This window comes from Streptococcus sp. A23, from assembly GCF_043674155.1.
GTDB classification, from domain to species: domain Bacteria; phylum Bacillota; class Bacilli; order Lactobacillales; family Streptococcaceae; genus Streptococcus; species Streptococcus suis_V.
Genome location: NZ_JBIMJP010000019.1, coordinates 1 through 24727 on the forward strand (window position 1 = coordinate 1; position 24727 = coordinate 24727).

The window sequence follows — 24727 nt, forward strand, 5'->3', positions numbered from 1 at the left end:
GTCCGTTGGTCAAGGGGTTAAGACACCGCCTTTTCACGGCGGTAACACGGGTTCGAATCCCGTACGGACTATATTTTTGAGAAGATCTGTTTGGTCTTCTCTTTTTTGATATTTATTGCCATCAAAATTCTTTTCTTATTGGGCAGTTACTGTTCAGCTTCATCTTATTTTCCTCTTTTATATTTTATGGGAATCAGTCTGCCATTGGAAATATATAAAGGAAAATAGAGTCTCTACTTGAGCAAAGAAACCGTTATGTGACAACATTTTGAAAAATGCATGTATCCAGATAATAGGTGCATGCATTTTTTATGTACGACGGGCATGTCGTACATCTGAGGTGAAAGTCCTCTGTGGACACCCGCTACCGGTGAACCCCAAAGCGACTCCCAAGCCTGACTATCGTGAGGTAGCGGGGAGAGGAAGGGATAGCGAAATCGTGGCTCTACGAACAGAAACGTGATAACAAGGCGTATATAGGGGATGAGGGGGCATATAACTCTAAAGTCCAAAAAGGTAGTCGTAACCTATAGACGTAAATCACGAGAGTAAACGAGGAAAGATGTACGACTTATCCCGTGAGGTCTCATGAGCGTCAAAGACGTAGTAACAACAAATCATGAGAAGTACCCTCGCCTATTGTTGTTATCAACTCATTCTTCGTTGAACAACAATGGCTGGGGCAGGCTCTCAGCCGAAGCTATAGTAGTGATGAAACTTCTGTAATAGAGGTGGAGCGAAGGGCTGAACAATTAACCGAAGTATACCTACTTCGCTTGTGTCTGTAAAACTAGCGGTCTGATAGAACTGGGTGCGGTCACGTATTGACTAGAGGAAAGTTCACCAATATAAGACGTCCCTCAGACACCGAAACAAGAAAGGAATACGCACATGTCACAGTTACTAGATAATATCCTATCTCGGTCCAATATGCTTGAAGCCTACAATCAAGTTAGAGCCAATAAAGGTTCAGCAGGAATTGACGGCGTAACTATTGACGAAATAGATGACTATCTCCGCAAACACTGGCGTTCAACTAAAGAACTCATAAAGCAGAGGTAGTACAAACCTCAGCCAGTTTTACGAGTTGAAATTCCCAAACCTAACGGCGGAGTCCGTCAGTTAGGTATCCCAACGGTCATGGATAGAATGATACAACAAGCTATTGTCCAAGTCATTAGTCCCATTTGTGAACCCTATTTCTCTGAGAGGAGTTACGGATTCAGACTCAATCGGTCATGCGAACAAGCTATTATCCAGTTATTAGAATACCTTAATGACGGTTATGAGTGGATAGTAGACATAGACCTGGAGAAGTTCTTTGATACCGTTCCTCAAGATAGACTGATGTCGCTTGTTCATAACATTATCCAAGATGGAGATACAGAATCTTTAATTCGTAAGTACCTTCATTCAGGTGTAGTCATCAACGGACAACGGTATAAAACACTAGTTGGAACTCCACAGGGAGGAAACCTATCACCGCTCCTGTCCAATATCATGCTTAATGAGCTAGATAAAGAGTTGGAAAATCGTGGACTTCGCTTCGTTCGCTACGCAGATGACTGCGTCATCATAGTTGGTAGTGAGGCGGCTGCTAAACGTGTTATGCATTCAATTAGTCGTTATATTGAAAAACGATTAGGTTTGAAAGTCAACATGACCAAGACCAAGATTGTGAGACCGAGCAAATTAAAGTACCTAGGATTTGGGTTCTGGAAATCATCTGAGGGCTGGAAAAGTCGTCCGCATCAGGATAGCGTACAGAGTTTCAAGAGAAAACTCAAGAAACTAACGGCCCGTAAGTGGAGTATTGACCTAGACAGCCGAATTGAGGGACTAAACTGGGTCATCCGAGGTTGGATAAACTACTTTTCTATGACGAACATGAAATCAGTCATGGAAAGCATTGATGAACGACTAAGAACTCGAATAAGAGTTATTATCTGGAAACAATGGAAGAAGAAATCTAGGCGATTAGGGGGACTTCTCAAATTAGGAGTACCGAAGTGGATAGCGGATAAAGTATCTGGCTGGGGAGACCATTATCAATTAGTGGCTCAGAGCTCTGTACTGAAACGTGCCATATCAAAACCAGTCCTCGCTAAACGTGGACTGGTTTCTTGCCTAGATTATTATCTAAAACGACATGTGTTAAAAGTTAGTTGAACCGCCGTGTGCCGAACGGCACGCACGGTGGTGTGAGAGGGACTAGAAATTAGTCCCTACTCGATTGTATGGTATACTCATTATCATAGCAAGTTAAACCGATTTTCGAAGTGTATAATTTGTTCTATTGCTGGGGACTAAAGGCATTTCGCTTGATGATATAGATAAGGTTATTACAGATCCCAAGTATTGTATTTAAATAGGACAGGAATTGATTTAATGCTATTGTAAAATGTCTGATTGTTAGGATGTGCGTCTTAAATCGCTTCAAAGGGCAGGTTAGACTGCGCGTTTGAATGCTCTTGTGCACCACCTCAGGTATATTGTTTTCACTGAGATTTAGTTACTATTATTTTATACTGACAAAAATGTCCTGTTTGTTTTTTTCAAAATTAGATAAACTAGGTCTATCAATTAAAGGAGGCATAGTTTTATGCAATTTGAAAAGATTTATTTTGAAGTTCAGGGAATTGTCCACCGCGCGCGTAAGGATTTCTACGTGAAGTTATGGGAACGTGAGGATTGGGACCAGGAGGGGATGTTGGTTCTGTACAAATTACTATGCAGTTTTCCAGAATTGGAGGAAGATAAGGATAAGCTCTGTAGTTACTTTAAGGTTCAGTTCCGAAATCGTGTTCGGGATGTTGTGCGCAGGCAAGAAAGCCATAAGCGGAAGTTTGACCGTATGCCCCATGAAGATATTCATGATTTGTCGCATCTAGTAAAGTCGCCGGGATTGTTAAATGACGATTTTATTGTTTTGCGAGATATGTTGCGGACTTATAGAAGTCAGCTGTCGACGGAACAGTTAGAAAAATACGAGAAGCTAATCACAGGTCAGAGTTTCCATGGGCGGAGGAATATGATACGTGAACTGCAAGACTACCTGCGAGATTTTAAGTAGAAGAAAGAATTGTTGGTACTACCTATAACGGCACTTTATTTATTGAATTTGTATTTTCTAAGCATATATTTTCAAAATTCTTATTATTTTCGGTATAATTGTTGGAACAGAGAAAGTAGAGTGTATAGTTATGTATCAAGTCATTAAAATGTATGGAGATTTTGAACCCTGGTGGTTTATTGAAGGTTGGGAAGAAGACATCACTGACAAGTTAGTTTTTAAAAATTATGAGGATGCTGTTCTTGCCTTTCAGAAAGAGTGGACAGATTTGGCTAGTCGCTTTCCTAAGAAAGAATCGAAGGGTGGGATGATGACAGCCTTTTGGGATGAAGCGGATCAGTATTGGTGCGAGGAATGTGATGAGTATTTGCAACGTTACCATTCTTTGCTATTGCTAGAAGCTAAGGAAGATTCCAAGAAGAAGGACCTTGTACCGAGAGTAAGGCCGTGCAAACTCAAGAAAGGGAATTGCGTAAATTATTAAGAGAGAAGGATTGATGGTTCAGTCCTTCTTATTTTTTTAAAAAAAATTTTTGCAAAAATCATCATTTTTCCGAACTAATAGGTGAGGAGGATTTATGATTCAAGAAAAAGCAAAACAAATGATAGAGGAGGCGGTAACCGGTCGAGTCAGTGACATTTATCTGGTTCCCAAAGGTGAGACCTATCAGCTCTATCATCGTATCATGGACGAACGGGAATTTGTCCGAGAGCTGGAGGAAACGGAAGTAGATGCTCTGATTGGGCATTTCAAGTTTCTAGCTGGTCTCAATGTCGGTGAGAAGCGCCGTAGTCAGCAGGGGTCCTGCGATTATGATTATGGCAAGGGCGAGATTTCTCTGCGCCTGTCGACGGTCGGGGATTATCGTGGCAAGGAAAGTTTGGTCATCCGTCTGCTCTATGATAATGACAAGGAGTTGAAATTCTGGTTTCAGGCAGTAGAGGAAATTGCCAAGGAAATCAAAGGTCGGGGGCTCTACCTTTTTTCGGGTCCAGTCGGCTCTGGCAAGACCACGCTTATGTACCATTTAGCCAGGATGAAATTCCCAGACAAGCAAATTCTGACCATCGAAGATCCGGTGGAAATCAAGCAGGACGATATGTTGCAACTTCAGCTCAATGAAACTATTGGCGCGACTTATGACAATCTCATCAAACTGTCCCTGCGCCATCGTCCTGACCTGCTCATCATCGGGGAAATCCGTGATGCAGAGACAGCTCGATCAGTTATTAGGGCTAGTTTGACCGGAGCGACAGTCTTTTCGACGGTGCATGCCAAGTCCATTTCGGGTGTCTATGCTCGGATGTTGGAATTGGGTGTTAGTCCAGAAGAGCTCAATAATGCCCTGCAAGGTATTGCCTACCAGCGCTTGATAGGGGGAGGAGGTGTTGTTGATTTTGCCAGAGAAGATTTCCAAAACCATTCCGCAGATAAGTGGAATGCACAGATTGATAGCCTTCTTGCAGCAGGACATATCAGTCCTCGGCAGGCGGAGGCCGAAAAAATTATCCTTGGAGCGTCAGCGTAAAGTCATCGAGCTTTTTAACAATCTCTTTGCCAGTGGCTTTCACTTGGGAGAGATTGTTGATTTTCTCAGGCGCAGTCAGCTCTTGGCAGACCAATATACGCAAATCCTATCAGACGGTCTGGTAGCGGGGAAGCCTTTTTCGAGCCTTTTAGCTGATTTGGCCTTTTCCGACACAGTTGTCACTCAGGTGTCATTGGCAGAAATTCATGGCAATACCAGTCTCAGTCTGCAACACATCGAGACCTATCTGAGCAACTTATCCAAAGTACGGAAAAAATTGATTGAGGTGGCGACCTATCCCGTTATTCTATTAGGATTTTTGGTGTTGATTATGCTGGGTCTGAAAAACTATCTCCTGCCACAGTTGGAGGAGGGCAATGCCGCGACCATGCTCATCAACCATTTACCGACCATCTTTCTCGGGTTGGTTTTAACCATCTTGCTCTGCACTTTAGCAGGCTACATCTGGTACCGCAGGACGGCTAAAATCACTGTCTTTAGTCGTCTATCCGCTCTGCCATTTTTCGGAAAACTCATCCAAACCTACCTGACCGCCTACTACGCGCGGGAGTGGGGTAGCCTCATCGGGCAAGGATTGGATATGCAGCAGGTGGTTCGGCTGATGCAGGAGCAGCAGTCCCAGCTCTTTGTCGAGATTGGGCGAGATATGGCGGAGGCTTTGGGCAATGGGCAGAGCTTTGACCAGCATATCCGTTCCTATCCATTTTTCAAGAGGGAACTGAGTTTGATTGTGGAGTACGGGCAAGTCAAGTCCAAGTTGGGTAGCGAGCTTGCCGTCTACGCCAATGAGTGTTGGGAGGAATTTTTCTCTCGCGTTAATCGTGCCATGCAGCTTATTCAACCGCTGGTCTTTCTCTTTGTCGCTCTCGTTGTTGTTCTTATCTACGCAGCCATGTTGCTGCCAATTTATCAAAATATGGAGATGTAAATGAAGAAATTACTAAAAATGAAGAAAAAAGGTTTCACTCTGGTGGAAATGTTAGTCGTCCTTGGAATTATTAGTGTGCTTTTACTCTTGTTTGTACCTAATTTGAGCAAGCAGAAAGAGGCGGTACGGAAAAAAGGAGATCAGGCAGTTGTCAAAGTAGTAGAGAGTCAGATGGAGCTCTATGAATTGGAACATGACAAGAAAGCAACAGTAGCCGATTTGCAATCTGCTGGCTACATTGACAAAAAACAGGCAGAAGAATATGAGAAAGCCAAAGCCTCTAATCCAGATAACCAATAAAGCCTTTACTCTGCTAGAAAGTCTGTTGGTTCTTTTTATCGTGAGCTTTCTTGCTCTGGCTTTGTCGGGTTCTGTCCAGTCGGCTTTTCGGTCGGTGCAGGAGACGGTTTTCTTCTGGGAGTTTGAGGAGCTTTATAAGGATAGCCAGCGTCTGGCGGTCAACAGCCAGCAGGAAATCCATTTGCAACTGACGGATAGCCAACTGTCCAACGGTCATCAGTCCGTGCAGGTGCCTGCTAGTATCGATGTACTGACTGAGCAGGCTATTGTTTTCGATAAAAAAGGTGGGAATTCCTCGCTTGCCAAGCTGTCCTTTGGGGCGAGGGGCAAGACGGTGTCGTATCAATTATATATAGGGAGTGGTCGTTATAAGAAATCGGAAAAATAAGGCCTATATCTTGCTGGAGGGGCTGGTGGCCTTGTCGGTTCTAGTCACTATTACCAGCCTCTTTCTTTCTGCCATGGAGGTCAGTCGCAGGCAACAGGCGGAGGGCTTGTATCAACAGGAGGTCCTCAATGTGGCCAAGATGGCGGTGCAGACGGGTCAGGATAATCTGTCGCTCAATGGTGTCAAGGTGACGGTCCAGCGGTCGGACAAGCTTTTGGCTGTCTATCATGAGGGAAGAGAGGTGGCGCGTGTTGAGAAAAACTAGGTGTGCTGCCTTTACTCTTCTGGAATGTCTGGTGGCCTTGGTCATCGTTTCAGGCAGTTTGCTGGTCTTTGAGGGCTTGTCAAAATTGGTGGTCCACGAAGTTCGCTACCAGGACCAGCGTGTTGAGAAGAACTGGTTACTCTTCTGTGACCAGCTGCGCAGTGAATGGGAGGTGGCCAGTTTAGACAGAGTTGATGCGGGTCGGATTTATATCAGGCAAGATGGTCAGGCCCTGGCCTTTGGCAAGTCACGGTCAGATGATTTTCGTAAGACCAATGACCGGGGGCAGGGCTACCAGCCCATGCTTTACGGTGTCAAGGCGGCTAGCTATAGTCAATCTGGTCAGATTGTTCGATTGGATGTGACGTTTGAAACTGGCGAGGAGAGGAGTTTCGTCTATGATTTTGAAGAAAAAGGTTAAGGCTGGTATCCTACTCTATGCCCTGCTCATGCTGGCAGTTTTCGCTCTCTTGCTGCAATTTTACCTCAATCAGCAAGTGTCTGAAGGTCAGTTGATTGGAGCCAGTCGAGAATCCACGCAAGCCTATCTCGTAGCCCAGATGACCAAGGACCAGGTGGTTGAGGAAGTGTCACGCTTGGCTAAGGAAGAAGCAGCAAAAGAGAGTCAAGAAAAATTCTTGGCGGAAAAGGCTGAGCAAGCTAGGAAGGAGCAGGAAGAAAAGAAAGGAGAGACATCGGAAGAAAGTGTGACTTCTCAAACGAAGGAGAGACCATCTGAAAGTGGGGAAGAATCGGTATCTGCAGAAGATATGGAAAGGTCAAATAATGAGACCGCGCAGACCAGTCAAAAAGAAGAGGTGAAGAAAGAAAGTAAGCCAAAATCAATTGAAACGTCTGGTCAGCTGTCCTTTGTCCAAGGGCAGGCTCAGTACCAGGTCAAGAAAGAAAAGCTGACCGTGACAATCCAGTTATCAAGCGGTCGGACCTATCAGTATCAATTTATGATGAAGGAGGAAAAAGAGAGGGTAGAGGAGTCATAAGAGGCTCCTCTTTTAGTGCAAATTTGCCCAAATTTTGATAAGATAGAACCATGAATTTTGAAAACATTGAGCAGGCCTACGGCCTGCTGTTAGAAAACGTACAGAACATCCAAAACCAGCTGGGCACCAATATTTACGATGCCATGATTGAGCAAAATGCGGCTTATATGGCTGGTCAGCATGAGTTGGAAACTGTTGTGACCAACAATCAGACTTTGAAGAGCTTAGAATTGACCAAGGAGGAATGGCGTAGAGCTTTTCAATTCCTACTGATTAAGGCCAACCAGACTGAGCCTATGCAGTACAATCATCAGTTTACACCAGACTCGATTGGCTTTATCCTGTCTTTCTTAGTAGAACAGTTGGTCAGCACACCAGAAATCACGGTCTTGGAAATCGGTTCGGGGACGGGGAATTTGGCGCAGACTATTCTCAATGCTAGCCCCAAAAAATTGGATTATCTGGGGATTGAAGTGGATGATCTCTTGATCGACTTGTCGGCCAGTATGGCAGATGTCATGCAGGCGGACATTTCCTTTGCTCAGGGGGATGCGGTACGTCCGCAGATTCTCAAGGAAAGCCAGGTCATCATCGCAGATTTGCCGATTGGTTATTATCCTGATGATCAGATTGCCAGTCGTTACCAGGTGGCCAGTTCGACCGAGCATACCTACGCTCATCATTTACTGATGGAGCAGTCGCTCAAGTATCTGGAAAAGGATGGATTTGCCATTCTTTTGGCTCCCAATGACCTTTTGACTAGTCCGCAAAGTGATTTATTGAAAAATTGGTTGCAGGACCAAGCCAATATTGTTTCTATGATTGCCCTGCCGCCAGAACTCTTTGGTAAGGCTGCTATGGCTAAGTCGATTTTTGTTCTACAGAAAAAGACGGCTCGTCAACTGATGCCTTTTGTTTATCCGCTCCAAAGTCTCAAAGACAAGGATGTTATCCAAGAATTTATGGTCAAATTCAAAAATTGGAAACAAGGGAATGCAATTTAGGTAAAAATCTGATATACTAAGTAGGAAAACGCTTTAAAGGGGGAAACTTATGTCAAAAACAATTGCGATTAACGCAGGTAGTTCAAGTCTTAAATGGCAACTGTACCAAATGCCAGAAGAAACGGTATTAGCGGCCGGAATTATCGAACGTATTGGTCTCAAGGACTCTATTTCAACAGTTAAGTATGATGGCAAGAAAGAGAGTGAAACTCTGGATATTGCTGACCATGTGCAGGCTGTTAAAATCCTTTTGGATGATTTGCTCAAACACAACATCATTGCTGACTTCTCAGAAATTACTGGGGTCGGTCACCGTGTAGTAGCTGGTGGTGAAATTTTCAAAGAATCAGCCCTCATTGATGACCAAGTGTTGACACAAATCGAGGAGCTGTCTAGCTTGGCGCCTTTGCATAATCCAGCTAATGCTGCCGGAATCCGTGCCTTCAAGGATATCTTGCCTGATATTACGAGTGTGGCAGTCTTTGATACAGCCTTCCATACGACTATGCCTGAGCATGCCTATATGTACCCAATTCCTCAGAAATACTACAAGGAAAACAAAGTTCGTAAATACGGTGCCCACGGAACGAGTCACTACTATGTAGCTCACGAAGCCGCTAAGGTTTTGGGACGTCCGATTGAGGAGTTGAAATTGATTACAGCTCACATCGGAAACGGGGTATCCATCACAGCCAACTACCATGGTGAATCTGTTGACACTTCTATGGGCTTCACACCGCTTGCTGGTCCTATGATGGGGACTCGTTCAGGTGATATTGACCCAGCGATTATTCCTTACTTGATTGAGAATGTCGATGAGTTGAAAGACGCGTCGGACGTTGTCAACGTACTCAACAAACAATCTGGTCTGCTTGGTCTATCCGGTATTTCTAGCGATATGCGTGATATCGAAAATGGTTTGCAGGAAAAACATCCAGGCGCAGTCCTTGCTTACAATGTCTTCATTGACCGTATCAAGAAGTTCATCGGTCAGTACATGGCTGTGCTAAATGGTGCAGATGCCATTGTCTTCACAGCAGGTATGGGTGAAAATGCTCCCCTCATGCGTAACGATGTTATCGCAGGCCTGTCTTGGTTTGGTATTGAACTAGACCCAGCGAAAAACGTTTTTGGCAACTATGGCGACATTACAACACCAGAATCAAAAGTTCGCGTCTTGGTTATCCCAACTGATGAAGAACTCGTTATCACACGTGAAGTAGAACGCTTGAAATAAGAAAAACTAACTGGTAGTCGGAGACTGCCAGTTTCTCTTATAGTTTATACCTTTAGAAAGGTATAGTTTTTAGCAAGTGGTCAAAGTATATAGTGTGTGATACAATAGACTAGCAAAGAAATTTGCACAGAGTAGATGGTTTGCGTTAAGTGTATGTGGATGGGATGTTGCCACATAACGAAGCTGATCTTTGCTTGTATCTGATGTCTCCTAGAGTAGGAACATTGGTCCTGGCTGAGAGTAGCGCGGTAAACCATTGCATCCGCTGTCGAATATACACGACAGCTCCATTTTGAAAAAGGAGCATTTTTTATGGAAAAGAAAATTCCAAAATTAACGGTGCAGCTGTTGGCTGCTATTGCTGTGACTCTTGCCTTGGTTATGATTGTGGAGAACTATTTCTCCATTCGTCTTTCGGAAACCTTGCAAGTCCAGTTTACCTTTATCCCAAATGCTATTTTGGGAGCTATTGCCGGTCCTGTTTGGGCAGCTATCTTTGTGGCGATTTCAGACCCAGTCTTTGTCTTGTTTAGTGGACAGACCATGTTATTCAGCTTTATCTTGATTGAGGCGGTATCGGCTTTTCTCTATGGTTGGTTCTTTTATCAAAAATCACTCGATACCAAGAACAAGGCTGATTGGCTCTATGTTGCAGGGGTTGTTGTCTTGATTCAGGTTGTGATTTCTTTCATCATGACACCGATTGCCCTCCATTTCCATTTTGGAACACCTTGGATTGTTCTGTATAGCAGTCGCTTGATTAAGGCAGTTTTTGAAATTCCATTACGCATTGTCGTGACCATGCTTGTCTTGCCAAGTTTACAAAAAATACCTGAATTGGCCAAGTTAATGGGCATTAAATAAAACAGTATCGAGCAACAGGTCATCCCCCTGTTGCTGCTTTTGTAGAGAGGGAATCATGAATTATCAAGAAACTCGCCGGTGGCTATCTAATCGCCCGGCTTCTGATTTGGAACACGGGATTGCACGTGTCAACTGGATTTTGGAACGCTTGGACAATCCCCAACTTCAAGTTCCGACTATTCACTTTGTTGGTACAAATGGCAAGGGCTCGACCCTCAACGCCTTACAGTCTATCTTGCAGTCTTCGGGCTACAGAGTTGGTCGCTTTACTTCACCGTCTATCATTGATTTTCGAGAGCAGATTGTCTTTGAGCAAGAGATGATTTCAGAGGAAGATTTTTCGAGGATTGTGACAGACTTGCAACCTTTGATTGAGGACTTGGACCAGACGGCTGGACTGGATGCTATATCGGAGTTTGAGATTGTAGTAGTGGCTATGTTTGTCTACTTTGCCCACTACCAGCGTCCTGATATTCTCTTGGTGGAGGCAGGCATGGGCGGTTTGCAGGATGCGACCAATGTCCTTGCCCCATTGGCAGTGGTTTGCCCGTCCATCGGTTTGGACCATCAGGCTTTTTTGGGAGAGACCTACGCTGCCATAGCCCGTCACAAGGTCGCCGTCTTGCGTGAGCGAGTTCCCCTCCTCTATGCGACCGATTTGCCAGAAGTGGAGGCAGTTTTCGAGGAGCAGGCTCGTCAGCTTCAGAGTCCGACCTATGCGGTGGGACGGGAGATTCTTTTGGAAAATAGCAGAGCAGACTTTGCGGTTTCAAGCCCCTTCGGTCGAGTTGAGGATTTGAGGCTACAGATGCAGGGGCGTCACCAGGAGGTCAACGCAGCCTTAGCAGTGACAACAGCTCAGCTTTTCAGCCCTGATTTTCCAAAGATTACCAATGAAACCATCAGCCAGGGCTTGTCCCAAGCCATCTGGCCAGGCCGTCAGGAACTGATACTCCCCAATCTGTTGATTGACGGTGCCCACAATAATGAAAGCATCGCTGTCTTGACAGATTTGCTAAGAGAACAATACTCAGATAAGAAAATCGCATTTCTCTTTGCGGCTATTAACACCAAACCAGTAGATCAGATGTTGGAAGCGCTCAGTCAATATGGTCCAGTCACGGTGACCAGCTTTGATGATGTTCGAGCGGTAGAACTGGCTGACTATCCAGCTGGCTATGCGCGTGCGGAGCGGTTTCAAGACTGGCTAGCGCAGGCGGATTTGGATAATCCTGACAAGATCTACGTCATCACAGGATCGCTTTATTTTATCGCCCAGGTTCGGAAGTACCTTGTGGAGCATTTTTTATCGAGCTAATACTCAGTAGAATTCAAAAATAGCGGACATCAGTTCGAGTTCTCAACTATAGCATTTATATATGTTAAGTTTTATTAAAACCTAATTAGCATGCCTATCTGCCTTTGGAAATTTCCCCAAATTTTCTATGGAAGTCCTCACTCTCTCAGAATTGCTAGATTGATTTTAACTGAGTATAACAGAAAAGACCTTGGCCGAAATGGCGGAGGTCTTTTAACGATAGATTTTATTGCTCTGTTGACGGTTCATAATTCCTGTCCAATTCTTCCATGGTCTGGTAGATGGCATCTGGAATCATGACGACCTGTGGTTCCAGGTCCTGCATGCCATAGCTTGGGTCAATGCATTCTGCCCAGTATTCCAAGTGTTTTTTATCAATTTCAGACTGGGAATCTTCTACGGTGATACCACCTTCAGCTTGGATAGAATACCAGTAGAGAAATTCTTGACCGTCCATGGTTTCGCGGAAGATGGTCTCGACGTACATTTTCTCGTCTTCAAGAGTAAGGAGGGTTTCTTTCATGTTGGCATTGAGGAACTGCATCCACTCGCCAACCTTGGCAGATTTCCCTTCTTTGACACGAAAGCGGGATAATTCTACATTTAGCTTCATATTTTTCTCCTAATAGTTCTTTATCAAATCGACGGTCGAGCGGTCCAATTTCTTCACGAGAGCTTGTAGGAAGGCTTGGGCCTCTAGGAAATCATCCATATTGTAGAGAGTTTGGTGAGAATGGATGTAGCGAGCGCAGACACCGATGGTTGTTGATGGAACGCCATGATTTTTCAAATGGGCTGCACCAGCATCTGTTCCACCTTTACCGCAGTAGTATTGATATTTAATACCAGCTTCCTCAGCAGTTGTGAGGAGGAAGTCTTTCATATTTTTTAACATGATGTGGCCTGGGTCATAGAAACGAAGTAGGGTACCATCCCCGATTTTTCCTTGGTCGCCGTAAATATCTCCAGCTGGCGAGCAATCAACAGCGAGGAAAATGTCTGGATTGAACTTGGTTGTAGAGGCATGAGCGCCACGTAGACCAACCTCTTCTTGCACATTGGCCCCAGCAATCAACTGATTTGGCAATGCTTGACCGGATAGGTTTTCCAGTAATTCAGTTACCATAAGGACGCCGAAGCGGTTATCCCAAGCCTTAGAAATAATATTTTTTCCGTTGGCTGATAGGATGGTCTCGTTTTTCGGAACCAAGACATCACCCGGGCGCACACCGTAAGACCAAGCCTCGTCGTAGTCAGCAAAACCAGCATCAAAAATAATATCGCCGATAGCTGGTAGACCCGGAGTATTTCCACCGCGAGAAAGGTGAGGTGGGACAGAGCCGGAAATGGCAGGGATTTTACGTCCGTCTTGCAAATGCAGGGTAAAGGCTTGACTGGATACGACCAGTGGGTTCCAACCGCCTAGTTCCACCACACGGAAGGTGCCGTCAGGCTTGATTTGGCTAATCATAAAGCCGACTTCATCCATGTGACCTGCAACCAAGATTCGCGGTGCTTGTTCAGCTGTTGTGTCCTTAATCCCAAAAATTCCACCCAAACCATCTGTTTCAATGCGGTCAACGTGAGGTGTGATTTTCTGGCGGATATGGTTGCGCACTTCACTCTCAAAACCAGGCAGGCTCTGCAATTCGGTCACTTCTTTAATCTTGTCAAAAAGGGTCATAACAAATTTCCTCCAATGATAACTTGCTACTATTTTACCATTTTTTATGATAAAATAGGGACCATGAATAAGAAAAAGGTAGCCGTGCTAGCCGGCTTAGTGGGGGCAGGTGTGCTCACCGCTAGCGCTCAATTTTACCGCAAGGTTCAGGAAGACCGTAAAAAGGCTCAGGCTCTCCAGCAGGTTCGGGCTTACTTCGCCGATTTGGGCAGCATTGCCACGGTCTATGTGGATGAAACCCAGTCCCAGTCCGACTATTTGGTAGGCGGGGTCATCATGGAAGATGGTCGCATTTTTCTATTTGAAAATACCAAAGGTGACATCACATTTGAGGAGGAAGCGAGATGATTTTTCCACAGAATTACGAGGAAGTGGCCGTGCTCGTCCAGTCTGGTCAGCGGACAGTTTTTCTCTTTATGACCAGCTGGTGTGGGGATTGCCACTATATCAAGCCGCATTTGCCAGCTATCGAGGCTGCTTTTCCCGACATGACCTTTGTCCAGTTAGATCGGGATGACTTCATGCCCCTGGCTCAAGAATGGAATATTTTCGGCATTCCTAGCTTGGTTGTCTTGGAAAATGGTCAGGAAATTGGACGCTTTGTCGATAAAAACCGTAAAACCAAGCAGCAAATCATTGACTTTTTAGAAGGATTACCAGTATGAAAAAAACAGTAAGTAAACTTGCTCTAGCAACCCTCGTGATTGGCCTGGTTGGAGCACCGATGGCAGCTGCCCATGCAGACATTCAGACAGATGTCATCAATGAAAAATGGGGCAAGCCAACCATGGTCTATGGCGGTGGTTTATCAGATGCTCAAGTGACGGAAGTCAATAGGCTACTCAATATCAAGAATATTGAAAATGTCAGCCGTCAAGTGGTGCAGGGTCAGGATATGGACCAATATTTAGGGACTTCTGGTGCAGATACAGCCTCGCTCTTTTCATCTGTTTTGGTGCAGAAGCAGGAGTCAGGCAAGGGAGTTGTCGTTGACATCAAGACACCGCAGAATATCACCCTCATTACCTCAACTCAGTATGCTAATGCGGCCATTACCGCGGGAGCGACAGATGTCTTGATTGACGTTGCAGCTCCCATTCAGGTGACAGGTGAGTCTGCCTTGACGGGTGTTTACAAGGCTTTGGAGGCCAATGGCGAAACGGTAGATCCTGAGCGGACAGTGGTTGCCCAGCAGGAATTGGAAACCGTTAATGAAGTGGCGACTGCCCACGCAGGTCAAGAAAATTTTGACAGCTCTGCCTTTGACAAGGCTATCGCAGAAATCAAGACTGGCTTGGCAGAATACAAGGATTCTCAAGGTCAAATTGCCTCTGAGGACCAAATCAACACCATTATCAATGATGTCTTGAAACAAAATGGTCTGGATACAGTGATTACGGCTGATGAGATTTCCAAGCTGGTCACTTTTGCCAAAGCTTATCAGGAAACCAGTGCCATTGATTCGGAAGAAGTCGCTGCCCAGCTCAAGCAATTCAAGAGCCAGGCCGAGCAACAAATTTCAGATGCCTACAAAAATCTCCAGGATTCAGGCATTCTAGAGAAGATTGGTTCCTTCTTTGAGGGTCTTTGGAAGGGGCTTATCGGATTATTTTCATAACATAGAAAAGGTTGATAAATGATTTTTACATATAATAAAGAATATGTCGGTGATGTACTCATGGTCATCGTGGCTGATGGCAAAGGACAAGATGTAACAGTTGAACGCAAGGGCAAGGTTGCGCGTGTCTATATCGAGGAGACGGGGCAGACGGTAGCTTGGAATATTTTTGAAGTGTCTAGTCTGATTGATTTGAGCGGAAATGGTCAGGTCTTCTTGACAGACGAGCAGATTGCAGCCTTGAATGCAGAATTGAGTCAAGAAGGTTTTGCGGAAAGTTTGGTCAATGACAAGGAACCACAATTTGTGGTCGGTCAGATTGTGGAATTGACACCGCACCCAGACAGCGACCACCTCAATATTTGTCAAGTCAACGTTGGCGACAAAACGGTGCAAATCGTAGCTGGCGCGCCAAACGCAGCCCAAGGCCTCAAAACCATTGTTGCCCTGCCAGGAGCTATGATGCCGAGCGGTAGCTTGATTTTCCCTGGTAAACTCCGTGGCGAGGATAGCTTTGGTATGATGTGTAGTCCGCGTGAATTGGGCCTGCCAAACGCACCACAAGTACGTGGTATTATCGAATTGGACGATAGCGCCGTCGCAGGCGAGGCCCTTGATTCCGCTAAACATTGGAAAAACTAAAAAAGAATTGGTCGCGTGCCAATTCTTTTTAGAACCTCCATTCACAAGAAAAGTATGTTTAGACAAGAGATAGTTTTTTGCCAATCAAGACCATTTTTTGATGGAATACTGACTGTATTTCGAGAAAAGCGAACGATAAGTGGCAGAAAACTAGCCTTGGCTAGAGATGCTGAGCTGTGAATGCAGGTTCTAGTATAGCCGTATTTGTTTTTCAATGGCTTGCTCAACTTCTGGTGCCAAAGCTTGGTGTGACTTGAGTTGGAAATAGATGCTGGATAGAAATCGTTGAATATTGAGCCAACGGAAATACTCAACCGGCTCTTGATTGGGGACATCTAATTGCTCCATCCATGTGACTAGGGTTGAAGCCGAAACCTTTTGATTGAGGATGAGATAAACAGGTATCTGGGCCAATCTCGTCTCTTCACCTGCTGAAAATGTGCTGTTTTGCTTGAGGCAGCAGTCTATAAGAGCTTGCCAAGCCTGCTCAAACTTGTCGGCTGGGAAGGATTGGTGGCAGGTAGCAGCGAGGAGAAAATCCGCTCCATGGGCACCAGCATGTATCCAGCCCAGATTTTCATCGTAACCACGCCAGTCATTTTCAAAAGTAAAAATGTTCAGGGCCTGTTCAAAGAGGATTTGGAGCTGGCTGTTAGTCAGGAAATTCTGATAGTGAGGACGGTCCTCATCTATGGCTATAATCAAAGCATAGAGCAGGCTGGCAAAACTGCGAGTTAGACTATCTTGTGAGAGAAGTTGCCTTTGCTGGCTCTGTTCAAAAAGTTGCTGAGCCTGGTCTTTGCTAATGATTTCATCCAGAAAAAGGTGGCAGAAACTGGCATAGACCAGCTGGTCACGAATGATAGGGTCAGGGTCGCCGATATGGTCTAAGAGCCAATTGATTTGCTCAGTGCTGTAATGTTCATTGCTTTCTAACTTTTTTTCTAAAATTTCTTTCATTTTTTGTATTTTTCCTTTCTTTTGCGAATAGATAGGTAGGAGGATAAAAAATGTACAATAAAGTTATTTTAATTGGTCGTTTGACGGCCCAGCCTGAGTTGACGCAGACGCCGTCGGGAAAAAATTTAACCCGCGTTACAGTTGCTGTCAATCGTCGCTTCAAGACAGAGTCTGGTGAGCGTGAAGCGGATTTCATCAATATCATTTTCTGGGGTAAATTGGCTGAAACCCTGGTGTCCTACGGTAGCAAGGGCAGCTTGATTTCCCTTGACGGAGAGCTCCGTACTCGTAAATATGAAAAAGATGGCAATAACCATTATGTGACTGAAGTCCTTGGAAACAGTTTCCAGTTGCTCGAAAGTCGTGCCCAACGTGCCATGCGTGAAAATAATGCTGGTGAAGACTTGGCTGACCTGGTTCTAGAAGAGGAGGATCTGCCCTTCTAACAGAAAGTGACAATTTTTTGACGTCTCAAATATTTTCCCTATAAATAATGAAATAATGTCTGGTAAATCGGTCCTAGGACTGATGATAGGATGTGAAAAGTCGTTTATACTAGTATCAATCCTAAATATTTTTCATATCTCCTTAGAATGCCGGTGTAAGCTGGCATTTTTTGCGTCTGAACAACTGAAGGTACTTATTTTTATCCAAAAATGTGAGAATCAGTCTCAGGACGGATGTGAATAGTGGCTAAGTCGTTTATACTAGTATCAATCCTAAATATTTTTCATAATCTCCTTAAAGAACGCTGGCGAAAGTTGGCGTTTTTTAGCGCCCTTTTTTACGGTCATTCCACCATTCGAGGAAGATAACCATGATTGATAGAACAATCACACCATAGAAGAAAAAGATAAACCAGTGGGGATGTAGAAAAAAGACAATCCAAATGGCCCAGAGTAGGTAGGCGAAAATGATTTTTCCCAGGAAGTTTAATTTCCGTTTCAAAAACCACTCTAAAAAACCTTCGTAGGTAGAATATCTGCTTTCCTGATAGTCTTTGTATAGATTTTTGAAGAATGTCATATAGACCTCCTTTCCTAAGAAGAGTATAGCATATTCTCATAAGTAAGACTAGTTGGTTTTTCGTCCGACTTGGGACGGATTTCAAAAAACTTTGTAAAATTTTCTTGACTATTTTTGACCAAGTGATACAATAAGAATTGTAAATTAGCACTCGCTATGTCAGAGTGCTAAAGATGAAGGAGGCATTTATATGTTGAAACCATTAGGCGATCGCATCGTTGTAAAAATCGAAGAAAAAGAACAGACAGTAGGGGGCTTTGTCCTTGCAGGAACTAGCCAAGCAGCGACCAAAGAGGCGCAGGTCTTGGCGGTTGGTCAAGGAATTCGCACCTTGAACGGAGAATTGATTGCACCGTCTGTTGCAGTCGGTGACAAAGTCTTGGTCGAGGCCCACGCTGGTCTGGAAGTCAAAGATGGTGAAGAAAAAGTGACTATTGTCCGTGAGGCGGATATTGTAGCAGTGGTTGAGTAAGATAGACCATGAAAGAACAGCTAAGTGAGATTCTTCAGAATTTTTTGCAAGCTAGCACGTCCGGAAACTGTATAACTGCCTAGGAACAAGGAAACCAGCAGCAAATTTGGTTTCAATTGACGTCAGACAATATGCTAAACTTAGCTCTTCCAATTAAGAAACCTTGGTTTCAATCCTTGGAAACAGTCTTGCCGCCCTTGTTAGATGGTATGACAATTTTGGATTATCGCTCCAAACGATATATTACTTTAGATGTAACAGAACAATCACTAGAGCAAATTTGTGATTATCTTGTGGTCTACTTTGAACACTTTTTTGGGGATAATCTGATATTTTTATGGAAATTTGAAGAAATATAGCACTTTATAATATTTAATTGATACAAAGGATGGAAATAAAATGGCAAAAGAAATTAAATTTGCAGCAGATGCGCGTGAGAGCATGGTACGCGGTGTCGATATTTTGGCAGACACTGTAAAAGTAACCTTGGGTCCTAAAGGCCGCAATGTAGTCTTGGAAAAAGCTTATGGCTCACCCTTGATTACCAATGATGGGGTAACCATTGCCAAAGAAATCGAGCTTGAAGATCATTTTGAAAACATGGGTGCCAAATTGGTATCGGAAGTCGCATCTAAGACCAACGATATTGCAGGTGACGGTACGACAACAGCGACTGTTTTGACCCAAGCTATTGTCCGTGAAGGCTTGAAAAACGTGACAGCGGGTGCCAACCCAATCGGTATCCGTCGAGGGATTGAAGCTGCGGTCGCGACAGCAGTGGATGCCTTGAAAGCGCAAGCTATTCCTGTTTCAAACAAGGCAGAAATTGCTCAGGTTGCGGCAGTTTCATCCCGTTCTGAAAAAGTCGGTGAGTATATTTCAGAGGCCATGGAGCGCGTGGGAACAGATGGTGTCATTACCATTGAAGAATCTCGCGGTATGGAAACAGAGTTGGATGTCGTAGAAGGTATGCAGTTCGACCGCGGTTACCTGTCTCAATACATGGTAACGGACAATGAAAAAATGGTGGCAGAACTGGAAAATCCATTTATCCTCTTGACGGATAAGAAGATTTCTCATATTCAAGAGATTTTGCCACTCTTGGAAAGCATTCTTCAAACCAATCGACCGCTCTTGATTGTGGCGGATGATGTGGATGGTGAGGCTCTGCCAACGCTTGTTCTTAATAAAATCCGCGGCACTTTCAACGTTGTAGCGGTTAAGGCCCCTGGATTTGGTGACCGTCGCAAGGCCATGTTGGAAGATATTGCTATCTTGACAGGCGGTACCGTGATTACAGAGGACTTGGGGCTGGACCTCAAAGATGCGACTATCGAGTCGCTTGGTCAAGCTGCCAAGGTCGTAGTTGATAAAGACGGCACAACTATTGTGGAAGGCGCTGGCAATCCTGAGACTATCAGCAATCGTGTGGCAGTTATCAAGTCACAAATCGAGTCAACAACTTCTGAATTTGACCGCGAAAAACTCCAAGAACGCTTGGCTAAATTGTCTGGCGGTGTGGCAGTAATTAAGGTCGGCGCGGCAACTGAGACTGAGTTGAAAGAAATGAAACTCCGTATCGAAGATGCCCTCAACGCAACCCGTGCTGCGGTCGAAGAAGGAATTGTAGCCGGTGGTGGTACAGCTCTTGTCAACGTGATTGACAGCGTGGCTAAGTTGGACTTGTCTGGTGACGATGAGACAGGTCGCAATATTGTTCTGCGTGCCTTGGAAGAACCAGTTCGTCAGATTGCTTACAATGCTGGTTACGAAGGCTCTGTTGTGATTGACAAGTTGAAACATTCTGAGCTTGGCACAGGTTTCAACGCTGCAACAGGTGAATGGGTCAATATGATGGAAGAAGGAATTATCGACCCTGTTAAGGTGACTCGTTCAGCTCTTCAAAATGCGGCATCTGTTGCAAGTCTCATCTTGACTACCGAGGCAGTTGTTGCCAACAAACCAGAACCAGCTGCTCCAGCTATGCCAACAGGTATGGATGGCATGGGTGGCATGGGCTACTAAAGAGAAACAAATAAAAACTTGGTCACCTGGCCAAGTTTTTTGATACAGAGAAAATCCTTATCTGCCCCAGACGAGGAAAGTAGAGATTCATGGACATTGCCATGTCTTAGTCACAATCCAAATAAAAATAGATGTCAGCCTTGCTTTCTTGAGTAGTTCCTTTGTAGACCCTGGTATCTAGACCACCAATTTCAAAACCGACCTTTTGGTAAAATTGACAGGCGATGAGATTGTTGTCTTGAGCGATGGTATAAATTCCCTGGTATCCTTTTGACTGAGCAATTTCCTTGGCCTTGTCTATCAGCATGCTAGCCAGTCCTTGTTGGCGATAGTCTGCATAAACCTTTAGGTCGTGGAGGTAGATATACTTGAATAGCGGTTTTTGTAGGATAGCCAAGCCGACACATTTGTTATCATCATAGGCGCCGATGAAGATATGACTATCCTGTATTTGTTCAAAATCGTAGTTTCCATCAGGAAAGGTCACCCATTCGGTTGACTCAAAAAGGACTGCTTGGCTGGACCAAGCCTGGTTCTGATAGGATGGGATAAGCCGACCAATCAGAGGGAAGGGTTGATTGGGGATGTTGATATCTTGCTGGTTCTTGTGGGTGATTTCTTTAATGCTAATCATGTTCGTCCTCATTTTATGTTGATTGACCTATTATAGCATGTCATCACTTTTGACGGAAAGAGCGTGCATCTTGTTGATTGGCTAAAATATACCCTAGAGAGTTTTTTCTGTTACAATAGGATCATATTTTTTTGTGGAGGTGTCGGATGAAGGTTGGTCTGGTTTTAGAGGGTGGCGGTATGCGTGGGCTCTACACGGCTGGTGTGCTAGATGCGTTTTTGGATGCAGGCATCAAGGTGGACGGGATTGTCAGTGTATCGGCTGGAGCGCTTTTTGGTGTCAATTTTCTATCCAAGCAACGTGGGAGAGCCCTCCGCTACAATAAGCGTTTTATCAAGGACAAGAACTATATGAGTTTGCGGTCTTGGTTGCTGACGGGTAATGTGGTCAACAAGGATTTTACCTACTACAAAGTGCCTATGGAGCTGGATAAATTTGACCAAGAGGCCTTTGCCAAGTCTGGCGTGCCTTTCTATGTGACAGTGACCAATGTCGAAACAGGTCTTCCTGAGTATTACAAAATTGACCATGTCTTTGAGCAGATGGAGCTCTTGCGAGCCAGCTCAGCTCTTCCAGTGGTCTCAAAAATTATCGAAGTTGATGGGAAAAAATATTTAGACGGTGGTCTTTCGGACTCCATCCCTGTGGACTTTGCTAGAAGCCTGGGGTTTGACAAATTGATTGTGATATTGACACAACCCATTGATTACCGCAAGAAGCCCTCTAGCGGGCGGGTCTACCGCTTGCTTTACAAGAAATATCCCAAGTTTGTGGCGGTGGCTTCAAAACGTTACCAGCAGTACAATGATACGGTTGAAAAGATTATCCAGTTGGAACATCAGAGTCAGGTTTTTGCAGTCCGCCCTCAAAAGCTGCTCGAAATAGGACGTTTGGAAAAAAATCCAGTCAAATTTGACGAGATTTATGGGCTTGGTCTGGCAGACGGGGAGAAAGCTGTGGCGGGATTGATGGGGTATTTGGGAAATGAAGAGTAATGAGCAGGAATCCCCCGTGATTTCTGCTTTTTTCTTTGCTTTATTCATGTTATAATAGTAAAGATAATTTTTTGACATGGAGAAATGACATGAGCTTCTACAATCACAAGGAAATCGAGCCCAAATGGCAGGAATTTTGGGCAAAAAATCATACTTTTAAGACGGGAACAGATGCGGACAAGCCAAACTTTTATGCCCTAGACATGTTCCCTTATCCGTCTGGTGCAGGTTTGCACGTTGGTCACCCCGAGGGCTATACTGCGACCGACATTCTCAGCCGTTACAAGCGTGCCCAAGGTTACAACGTTCTTCACCCAATGGGTTGGGATGCCTTTGGTCTGCCAGCTGAGCAATACGCTATGGATACAGGCAATGACCCAGCAGACTTTACAGCGGAAAATATTGCCAACTTCAAGCGTCAGATTAACGCCCTTGGCTTTTCTTACGACTGGGACCGCGAGGTCAATACGACTGATCCTAACTACTACAAGTGGACTCAGTGGATTTTCACTAAGTTGTATGAAAAAGGCCTCGCCTATGAGGCAGAAGTGCCTGTAAACTGGGTAGAAGAATTGGGAACAGCTATCGCCAACGAAGAAGTCCTTCCTGACGGAACGTCTGAACGTGGTGGCTACCCTGTTGTCCGCAAGCCAATGCGTCAATGGATGTTGAAAATCACTGCCTATGCAGAGCGTTTGCTTAATGACTTAGAAGAAGTTGATTGGCCAGAGTCAATCAAGGACATGCAACGCAACTGGATTGGTAAGTCAACGGGTGCCAATGTGACCTTCAAAATCAAGGGCACAGACAAGGACTTCACTGTCTTTACTACCCGTCCTGATACCCTTTTTGGTGCGACCTACGCAGTTCTTGCTCCTGAGCACGACTTGGTTGATAGCATTACATCGCCTGAGCAGGCAGAAGCGGTAGCAGAGTACAAACGCCAAGCCTCTCTCAAATCAGACCTAGCCCGTACAGATTTGGCAAAAGACAAGACAGGTGTCTGGACAGGTGCCTATGCCCTCAACCCTGTCAACGGTAAAGAAATTCCAATCTGGATTGCTGATTATGTCCTTGCAAGCTACGGAACAGGTGCTATTATGGCCGTTCCTGCCCACGACGAGCGTGACTGGGAATTTGCCAAACAATTTGGTTTGGACATCATTCCAGTTTTGGAAGGTGGCAATGTGGAAGAAGCGGCTTACACAGAAGATGGTGCCCACATTAACTCGGACTTCCTTGACGGTCTTAACAAGGAAGAAGCTATTGCCAAAATGGTAGCTTGGTTGGAAGAAAATGGTGTCGGTCAAGAGAAAATTTCTTACCGCCTCCGTGACTGGCTCTTCAGCCGTCAGCGTTATTGGGGCGAGCCAATTCCGATCATCCACTGGGAAGACGGAACTTCCACAGCTGTACCAGAAAATGAGTTACCTCTGGTATTGCCAAAAACCTCAGACATCAAGCCGTCAGGTACAGGCGAATCACCGCTTGCTAACCTGACAGACTGGTTGGAAGTGGTGCGTGAAGACGGTGTTAAAGGTCGCCGTGAGACCAACACCATGCCACAATGGGCGGGTTCTAGCTGGTACTACCTCCGCTACATTGACCCACACAATGACGAGAAATTGGCAGATGAGGAGCTTCTCAAAGCTTGGTTGCCAGTGGACATCTACATCGGTGGTGCCGAGCATGCGGTCCTTCACTTGCTTTATGCTCGTTTCTGGCATAAGTTCCTTTACGACCTTGGCGTTGTGCCAACCAAAGAGCCTTTCCAAAAACTCTTTAACCAAGGGATGATTTTGGGAACTAGCTATCGCGACAGCCGTGGAGCGCTTGTAGCGACAGATAAGGTTGAAAAACGTGATGGTTCCTTCTTCCACATCGAAACTGGTGAGGAGTTGGAGCAGGCACCTGCTAAGATGTCTAAGTCCCTTAAAAACGTGGTCAACCCAGACGATGTAGTCGAGCAGTTTGGTGCAGACACACTTCGTGTTTATGAGATGTTCATGGGCCCACTTGATGCATCAATCGCTTGGTCAGAAGAAGGCCTCGAAGGTAGCCGTAAGTTCCTTGACCGTGTTTATCGCCTCTTGACGACCAAGGAGCTTGTTGCGGAAAATAGCGGAGCGCTTGATAAAGTTTACAATGAAACTGTGAAGACGGTGACAGAGCATATTGAAGACTTGAAATTCAACACGGCTATCGCCCAGCTCATGATTTTTGTCAACGCAGCCAACAAGGAAGACAAGCTTTACGTCGAATACGCCAAAGGCTTTGTCCAATTGATCGCTCCATTTGCGCCACACTTGGCAGAAGAACTCTGGCAGGGTCTTGCAAATACAGGCCAGTCAATCAGCTATGTCGCATGGCCAACATATGACGAAAGCAAGCTGGTGGAAAGCGAAGTGGAAATCGTTGTCCAAATCAAGGGTAAAGTAAAAGCTCGCTTGACCGTAGCCAAAGACCTAGCACCAGCAGAACTCGAAAAAGTTGCCCTTGCAGATGAAAAAGTCCAAGCTGAAATCGCTGGTCAAACAGTGGTCAAGGTGATTAGTGTTCCGAATAAACTAGTTAATATTGTTGTGAAATAAACTCGCTTATTAGCCCTATTTCCGATTTACAACAGTCTATTCCTAGACTGTTGTATCCGAATAAATTAGTAAACGTCGTTGTGAAGTAAACTGACTTCCGTCAGTTCTTATTTCCCACCTCAGCAATCTCTCCCAAGGTTGTCTGAGCCAAA

Annotated in this window: 26 protein-coding genes, 1 tRNA gene, 2 pseudogenes and 1 riboswitch; of the genes and pseudogenes, 24 read left to right on the forward strand and 5 right to left on the reverse strand. The window is 44.9% G+C overall.

All coding sequences use genetic code 11. The annotated features are described in order from the left end of the window. The 15 genes and pseudogenes from ACHBIE_RS09430 (at window position 1) to ACHBIE_RS09500 (ending at window position 11928) form a co-directional block, all read left to right on the forward strand. Window positions 1–71 (forward strand) — tRNA-Glu (locus tag ACHBIE_RS09430). A gap of 820 nt (window positions 72–891) precedes the next feature. Beyond that, a pseudogene (gene ltrA / locus ACHBIE_RS09435) lies at window positions 892–2169 on the forward strand (group II intron reverse transcriptase/maturase). Window positions 2170–2602: 433 nt separating this feature from the next. Further along, window positions 2603–3073, forward strand: coding sequence for a transcriptional regulator (locus ACHBIE_RS09440; RefSeq protein ID WP_105110737.1), 471 nt, complete (start codon window positions 2603–2605; stop codon window positions 3071–3073). A 130-nt stretch (window positions 3074–3203) separates the two neighbouring features. Then, window positions 3204–3470 (forward strand): annotated as a pseudogene (locus ACHBIE_RS09445) (DUF1033 family protein); the annotation flags it as partial. 181 nt (window positions 3471–3651) lie between these two features. Beyond that, on the forward strand, window positions 3652–4602 hold the full coding sequence (gene comGA, locus ACHBIE_RS09450; RefSeq protein WP_105110735.1) for a competence type IV pilus ATPase ComGA: 951 nt from the start codon (window positions 3652–3654) through the stop codon (window positions 4600–4602). Further along, window positions 4514–5551 (forward strand): competence type IV pilus assembly protein ComGB, encoded by a 1038-nt coding sequence (comGB, locus tag ACHBIE_RS09455; protein ID WP_394733195.1) that lies wholly within the window; start codon window positions 4514–4516, stop codon window positions 5549–5551. The genes comGA and comGB overlap by 89 nt, the downstream gene beginning before the upstream one ends. After that, a complete protein-coding gene (gene comGC, locus ACHBIE_RS09460; protein ID WP_170243122.1) occupies window positions 5552–5851 on the forward strand; it encodes a competence type IV pilus major pilin ComGC in 300 nt (99 codons plus the stop codon). It abuts the gene before it with no gap. Continuing rightward, on the forward strand, window positions 5814–6239 hold the full coding sequence (gene comGD, locus ACHBIE_RS09465; RefSeq protein ID WP_105110732.1) for a competence type IV pilus minor pilin ComGD: 426 nt from the start codon (window positions 5814–5816) through the stop codon (window positions 6237–6239). The genes comGC and comGD overlap by 38 nt, the downstream gene beginning before the upstream one ends. Continuing rightward, a complete protein-coding gene (gene comGE / locus ACHBIE_RS09470; RefSeq protein ID WP_105122988.1) occupies window positions 6211–6504 on the forward strand; it encodes a competence type IV pilus minor pilin ComGE in 294 nt (97 codons plus the stop codon). Before comGD ends, comGE begins: the two co-directional genes overlap by 29 nt. Continuing rightward, window positions 6467–6925 (forward strand): competence type IV pilus minor pilin ComGF, encoded by a 459-nt coding sequence (gene comGF / locus ACHBIE_RS09475; protein ID WP_394733196.1) that lies wholly within the window; start codon window positions 6467–6469, stop codon window positions 6923–6925. The genes comGE and comGF overlap by 38 nt, the downstream gene beginning before the upstream one ends. Then, window positions 6903–7505 (forward strand): competence type IV pilus minor pilin ComGG, encoded by a 603-nt coding sequence (gene comGG, locus ACHBIE_RS09480; protein WP_105122990.1) that lies wholly within the window; start codon window positions 6903–6905, stop codon window positions 7503–7505. The genes comGF and comGG overlap by 23 nt, the downstream gene beginning before the upstream one ends. Window positions 7506–7555: 50 nt before the next feature. Next, on the forward strand, window positions 7556–8509 hold the full coding sequence (locus ACHBIE_RS09485) for a class I SAM-dependent methyltransferase (RefSeq protein WP_105122991.1): 954 nt from the start codon (window positions 7556–7558) through the stop codon (window positions 8507–8509). Between the two features lie 49 nt (window positions 8510–8558). Further along, the gene (locus ACHBIE_RS09490; RefSeq protein ID WP_105122992.1) at window positions 8559–9746 is read left to right on the forward strand and encodes an acetate kinase; all 1188 of its coding nucleotides are present in this window, start codon (window positions 8559–8561) and stop codon (window positions 9744–9746) included. A gap of 125 nt (window positions 9747–9871) precedes the next feature. After that, a riboswitch (THF riboswitch) is annotated at window positions 9872–10016 on the forward strand. 42 nt (window positions 10017–10058) lie between these two features. Next, on the forward strand, window positions 10059–10610 hold the full coding sequence (locus tag ACHBIE_RS09495) for a folate family ECF transporter S component (protein ID WP_105122993.1): 552 nt from the start codon (window positions 10059–10061) through the stop codon (window positions 10608–10610). Between the two features lie 55 nt (window positions 10611–10665). Continuing rightward, complete coding sequence (locus tag ACHBIE_RS09500) at window positions 10666–11928, forward strand: folylpolyglutamate synthase/dihydrofolate synthase family protein (RefSeq protein ID WP_105122994.1); 1263 nt, start codon at window positions 10666–10668, stop codon at window positions 11926–11928. Window positions 11929–12154: 226 nt separating this feature from the next. Here the strand turns inward: ACHBIE_RS09500 and ACHBIE_RS09505 are convergent, their stop codons facing one another. Next, on the reverse strand, window positions 12155–12541 hold the full coding sequence (locus ACHBIE_RS09505) for a DUF6176 family protein (protein ID WP_394733197.1): 387 nt from the start codon (window positions 12539–12541) through the stop codon (window positions 12155–12157). A gap of 9 nt (window positions 12542–12550) precedes the next feature. Next, on the reverse strand, window positions 12551–13612 hold the full coding sequence (gene pepA, locus ACHBIE_RS09510; RefSeq protein ID WP_394733198.1) for a glutamyl aminopeptidase: 1062 nt from the start codon (window positions 13610–13612) through the stop codon (window positions 12551–12553). A 63-nt stretch (window positions 13613–13675) separates the two neighbouring features. On the opposite strand from pepA, the gene ACHBIE_RS09515 reads away from it, so the two are divergent. From ACHBIE_RS09515 to ytpR, 4 genes are read left to right on the forward strand one after another with little or no spacing between them, the layout of a single operon-like run. Then, window positions 13676–13960, forward strand: coding sequence for a DUF4651 domain-containing protein (locus ACHBIE_RS09515; RefSeq protein ID WP_105137577.1), 285 nt, complete (start codon window positions 13676–13678; stop codon window positions 13958–13960). Continuing rightward, window positions 13957–14277, forward strand: a complete 321-nt coding sequence (locus tag ACHBIE_RS09520; RefSeq protein ID WP_105110722.1) for a thioredoxin family protein — start codon at window positions 13957–13959, stop codon at window positions 14275–14277. The genes ACHBIE_RS09515 and ACHBIE_RS09520 overlap by 4 nt, the downstream gene beginning before the upstream one ends. After that, a complete protein-coding gene (locus ACHBIE_RS09525; RefSeq protein WP_172060150.1) occupies window positions 14274–15230 on the forward strand; it encodes a DUF1002 domain-containing protein in 957 nt (318 codons plus the stop codon). Before ACHBIE_RS09520 ends, ACHBIE_RS09525 begins: the two co-directional genes overlap by 4 nt. 18 nt (window positions 15231–15248) lie before the next feature. Beyond that, window positions 15249–15872: a YtpR family tRNA-binding protein gene (gene ytpR / locus ACHBIE_RS09530; protein WP_394733199.1), complete on the forward strand. Its 624-nt coding sequence runs from the start codon at window positions 15249–15251 to the stop codon at window positions 15870–15872. A gap of 189 nt (window positions 15873–16061) precedes the next feature. Here ytpR and ACHBIE_RS09535 read toward each other — a convergent pair whose 3' ends face one another. Next, window positions 16062–16832 carry a DUF2785 domain-containing protein gene (locus ACHBIE_RS09535; RefSeq protein ID WP_394733200.1) on the reverse strand — a complete coding sequence of 257 codons (771 nt, stop codon included), beginning with the start codon at window positions 16830–16832 and terminating at the stop codon, window positions 16062–16064. Window positions 16833–16882: 50 nt separating this feature from the next. On the opposite strand from ACHBIE_RS09535, the gene ACHBIE_RS09540 reads away from it, so the two are divergent. Then, a complete protein-coding gene (locus ACHBIE_RS09540; protein ID WP_105123000.1) occupies window positions 16883–17278 on the forward strand; it encodes a single-stranded DNA-binding protein in 396 nt (131 codons plus the stop codon). Between the two features lie 325 nt (window positions 17279–17603). On the opposite strand, the gene ACHBIE_RS09545 is transcribed toward ACHBIE_RS09540, so the two are convergent. Further along, a complete protein-coding gene (locus ACHBIE_RS09545; RefSeq protein WP_172074251.1) occupies window positions 17604–17858 on the reverse strand; it encodes a hypothetical protein in 255 nt (84 codons plus the stop codon). Window positions 17859–18048: 190 nt separating this feature from the next. Here ACHBIE_RS09545 and groES point away from each other — a divergent pair, with 190 nt between their 5' ends. Both groES and groL read left to right on the forward strand, forming a co-directional pair. After that, window positions 18049–18330: a co-chaperone GroES gene (groES, locus tag ACHBIE_RS09550; protein WP_105110716.1), complete on the forward strand. Its 282-nt coding sequence runs from the start codon at window positions 18049–18051 to the stop codon at window positions 18328–18330. Between the two features lie 399 nt (window positions 18331–18729). Further along, entirely contained in the window at window positions 18730–20355 is a 1626-nt protein-coding gene (gene groL, locus ACHBIE_RS09555) for a chaperonin GroEL (protein ID WP_394733202.1), read from the forward strand. Window positions 20356–20461: 106 nt separating this feature from the next. Here the strand turns inward: groL and ACHBIE_RS09560 are convergent, their stop codons facing one another. Further along, a complete protein-coding gene (locus ACHBIE_RS09560) occupies window positions 20462–20989 on the reverse strand; it encodes a GNAT family N-acetyltransferase (protein ID WP_394733203.1) in 528 nt (175 codons plus the stop codon). Window positions 20990–21135: 146 nt separating this feature from the next. Here ACHBIE_RS09560 and ACHBIE_RS09565 point away from each other — a divergent pair, with 146 nt between their 5' ends. Then, window positions 21136–21984 carry a patatin family protein gene (locus ACHBIE_RS09565; RefSeq protein WP_394733204.1) on the forward strand — a complete coding sequence of 283 codons (849 nt, stop codon included), beginning with the start codon at window positions 21136–21138 and terminating at the stop codon, window positions 21982–21984. Between the two features lie 89 nt (window positions 21985–22073). Further along, window positions 22074–24575 (forward strand): leucine--tRNA ligase, encoded by a 2502-nt coding sequence (leuS, locus tag ACHBIE_RS09570; RefSeq protein WP_394733205.1) that lies wholly within the window; start codon window positions 22074–22076, stop codon window positions 24573–24575. The last annotated feature ends 152 nt before the right edge of the window (window positions 24576–24727 follow it).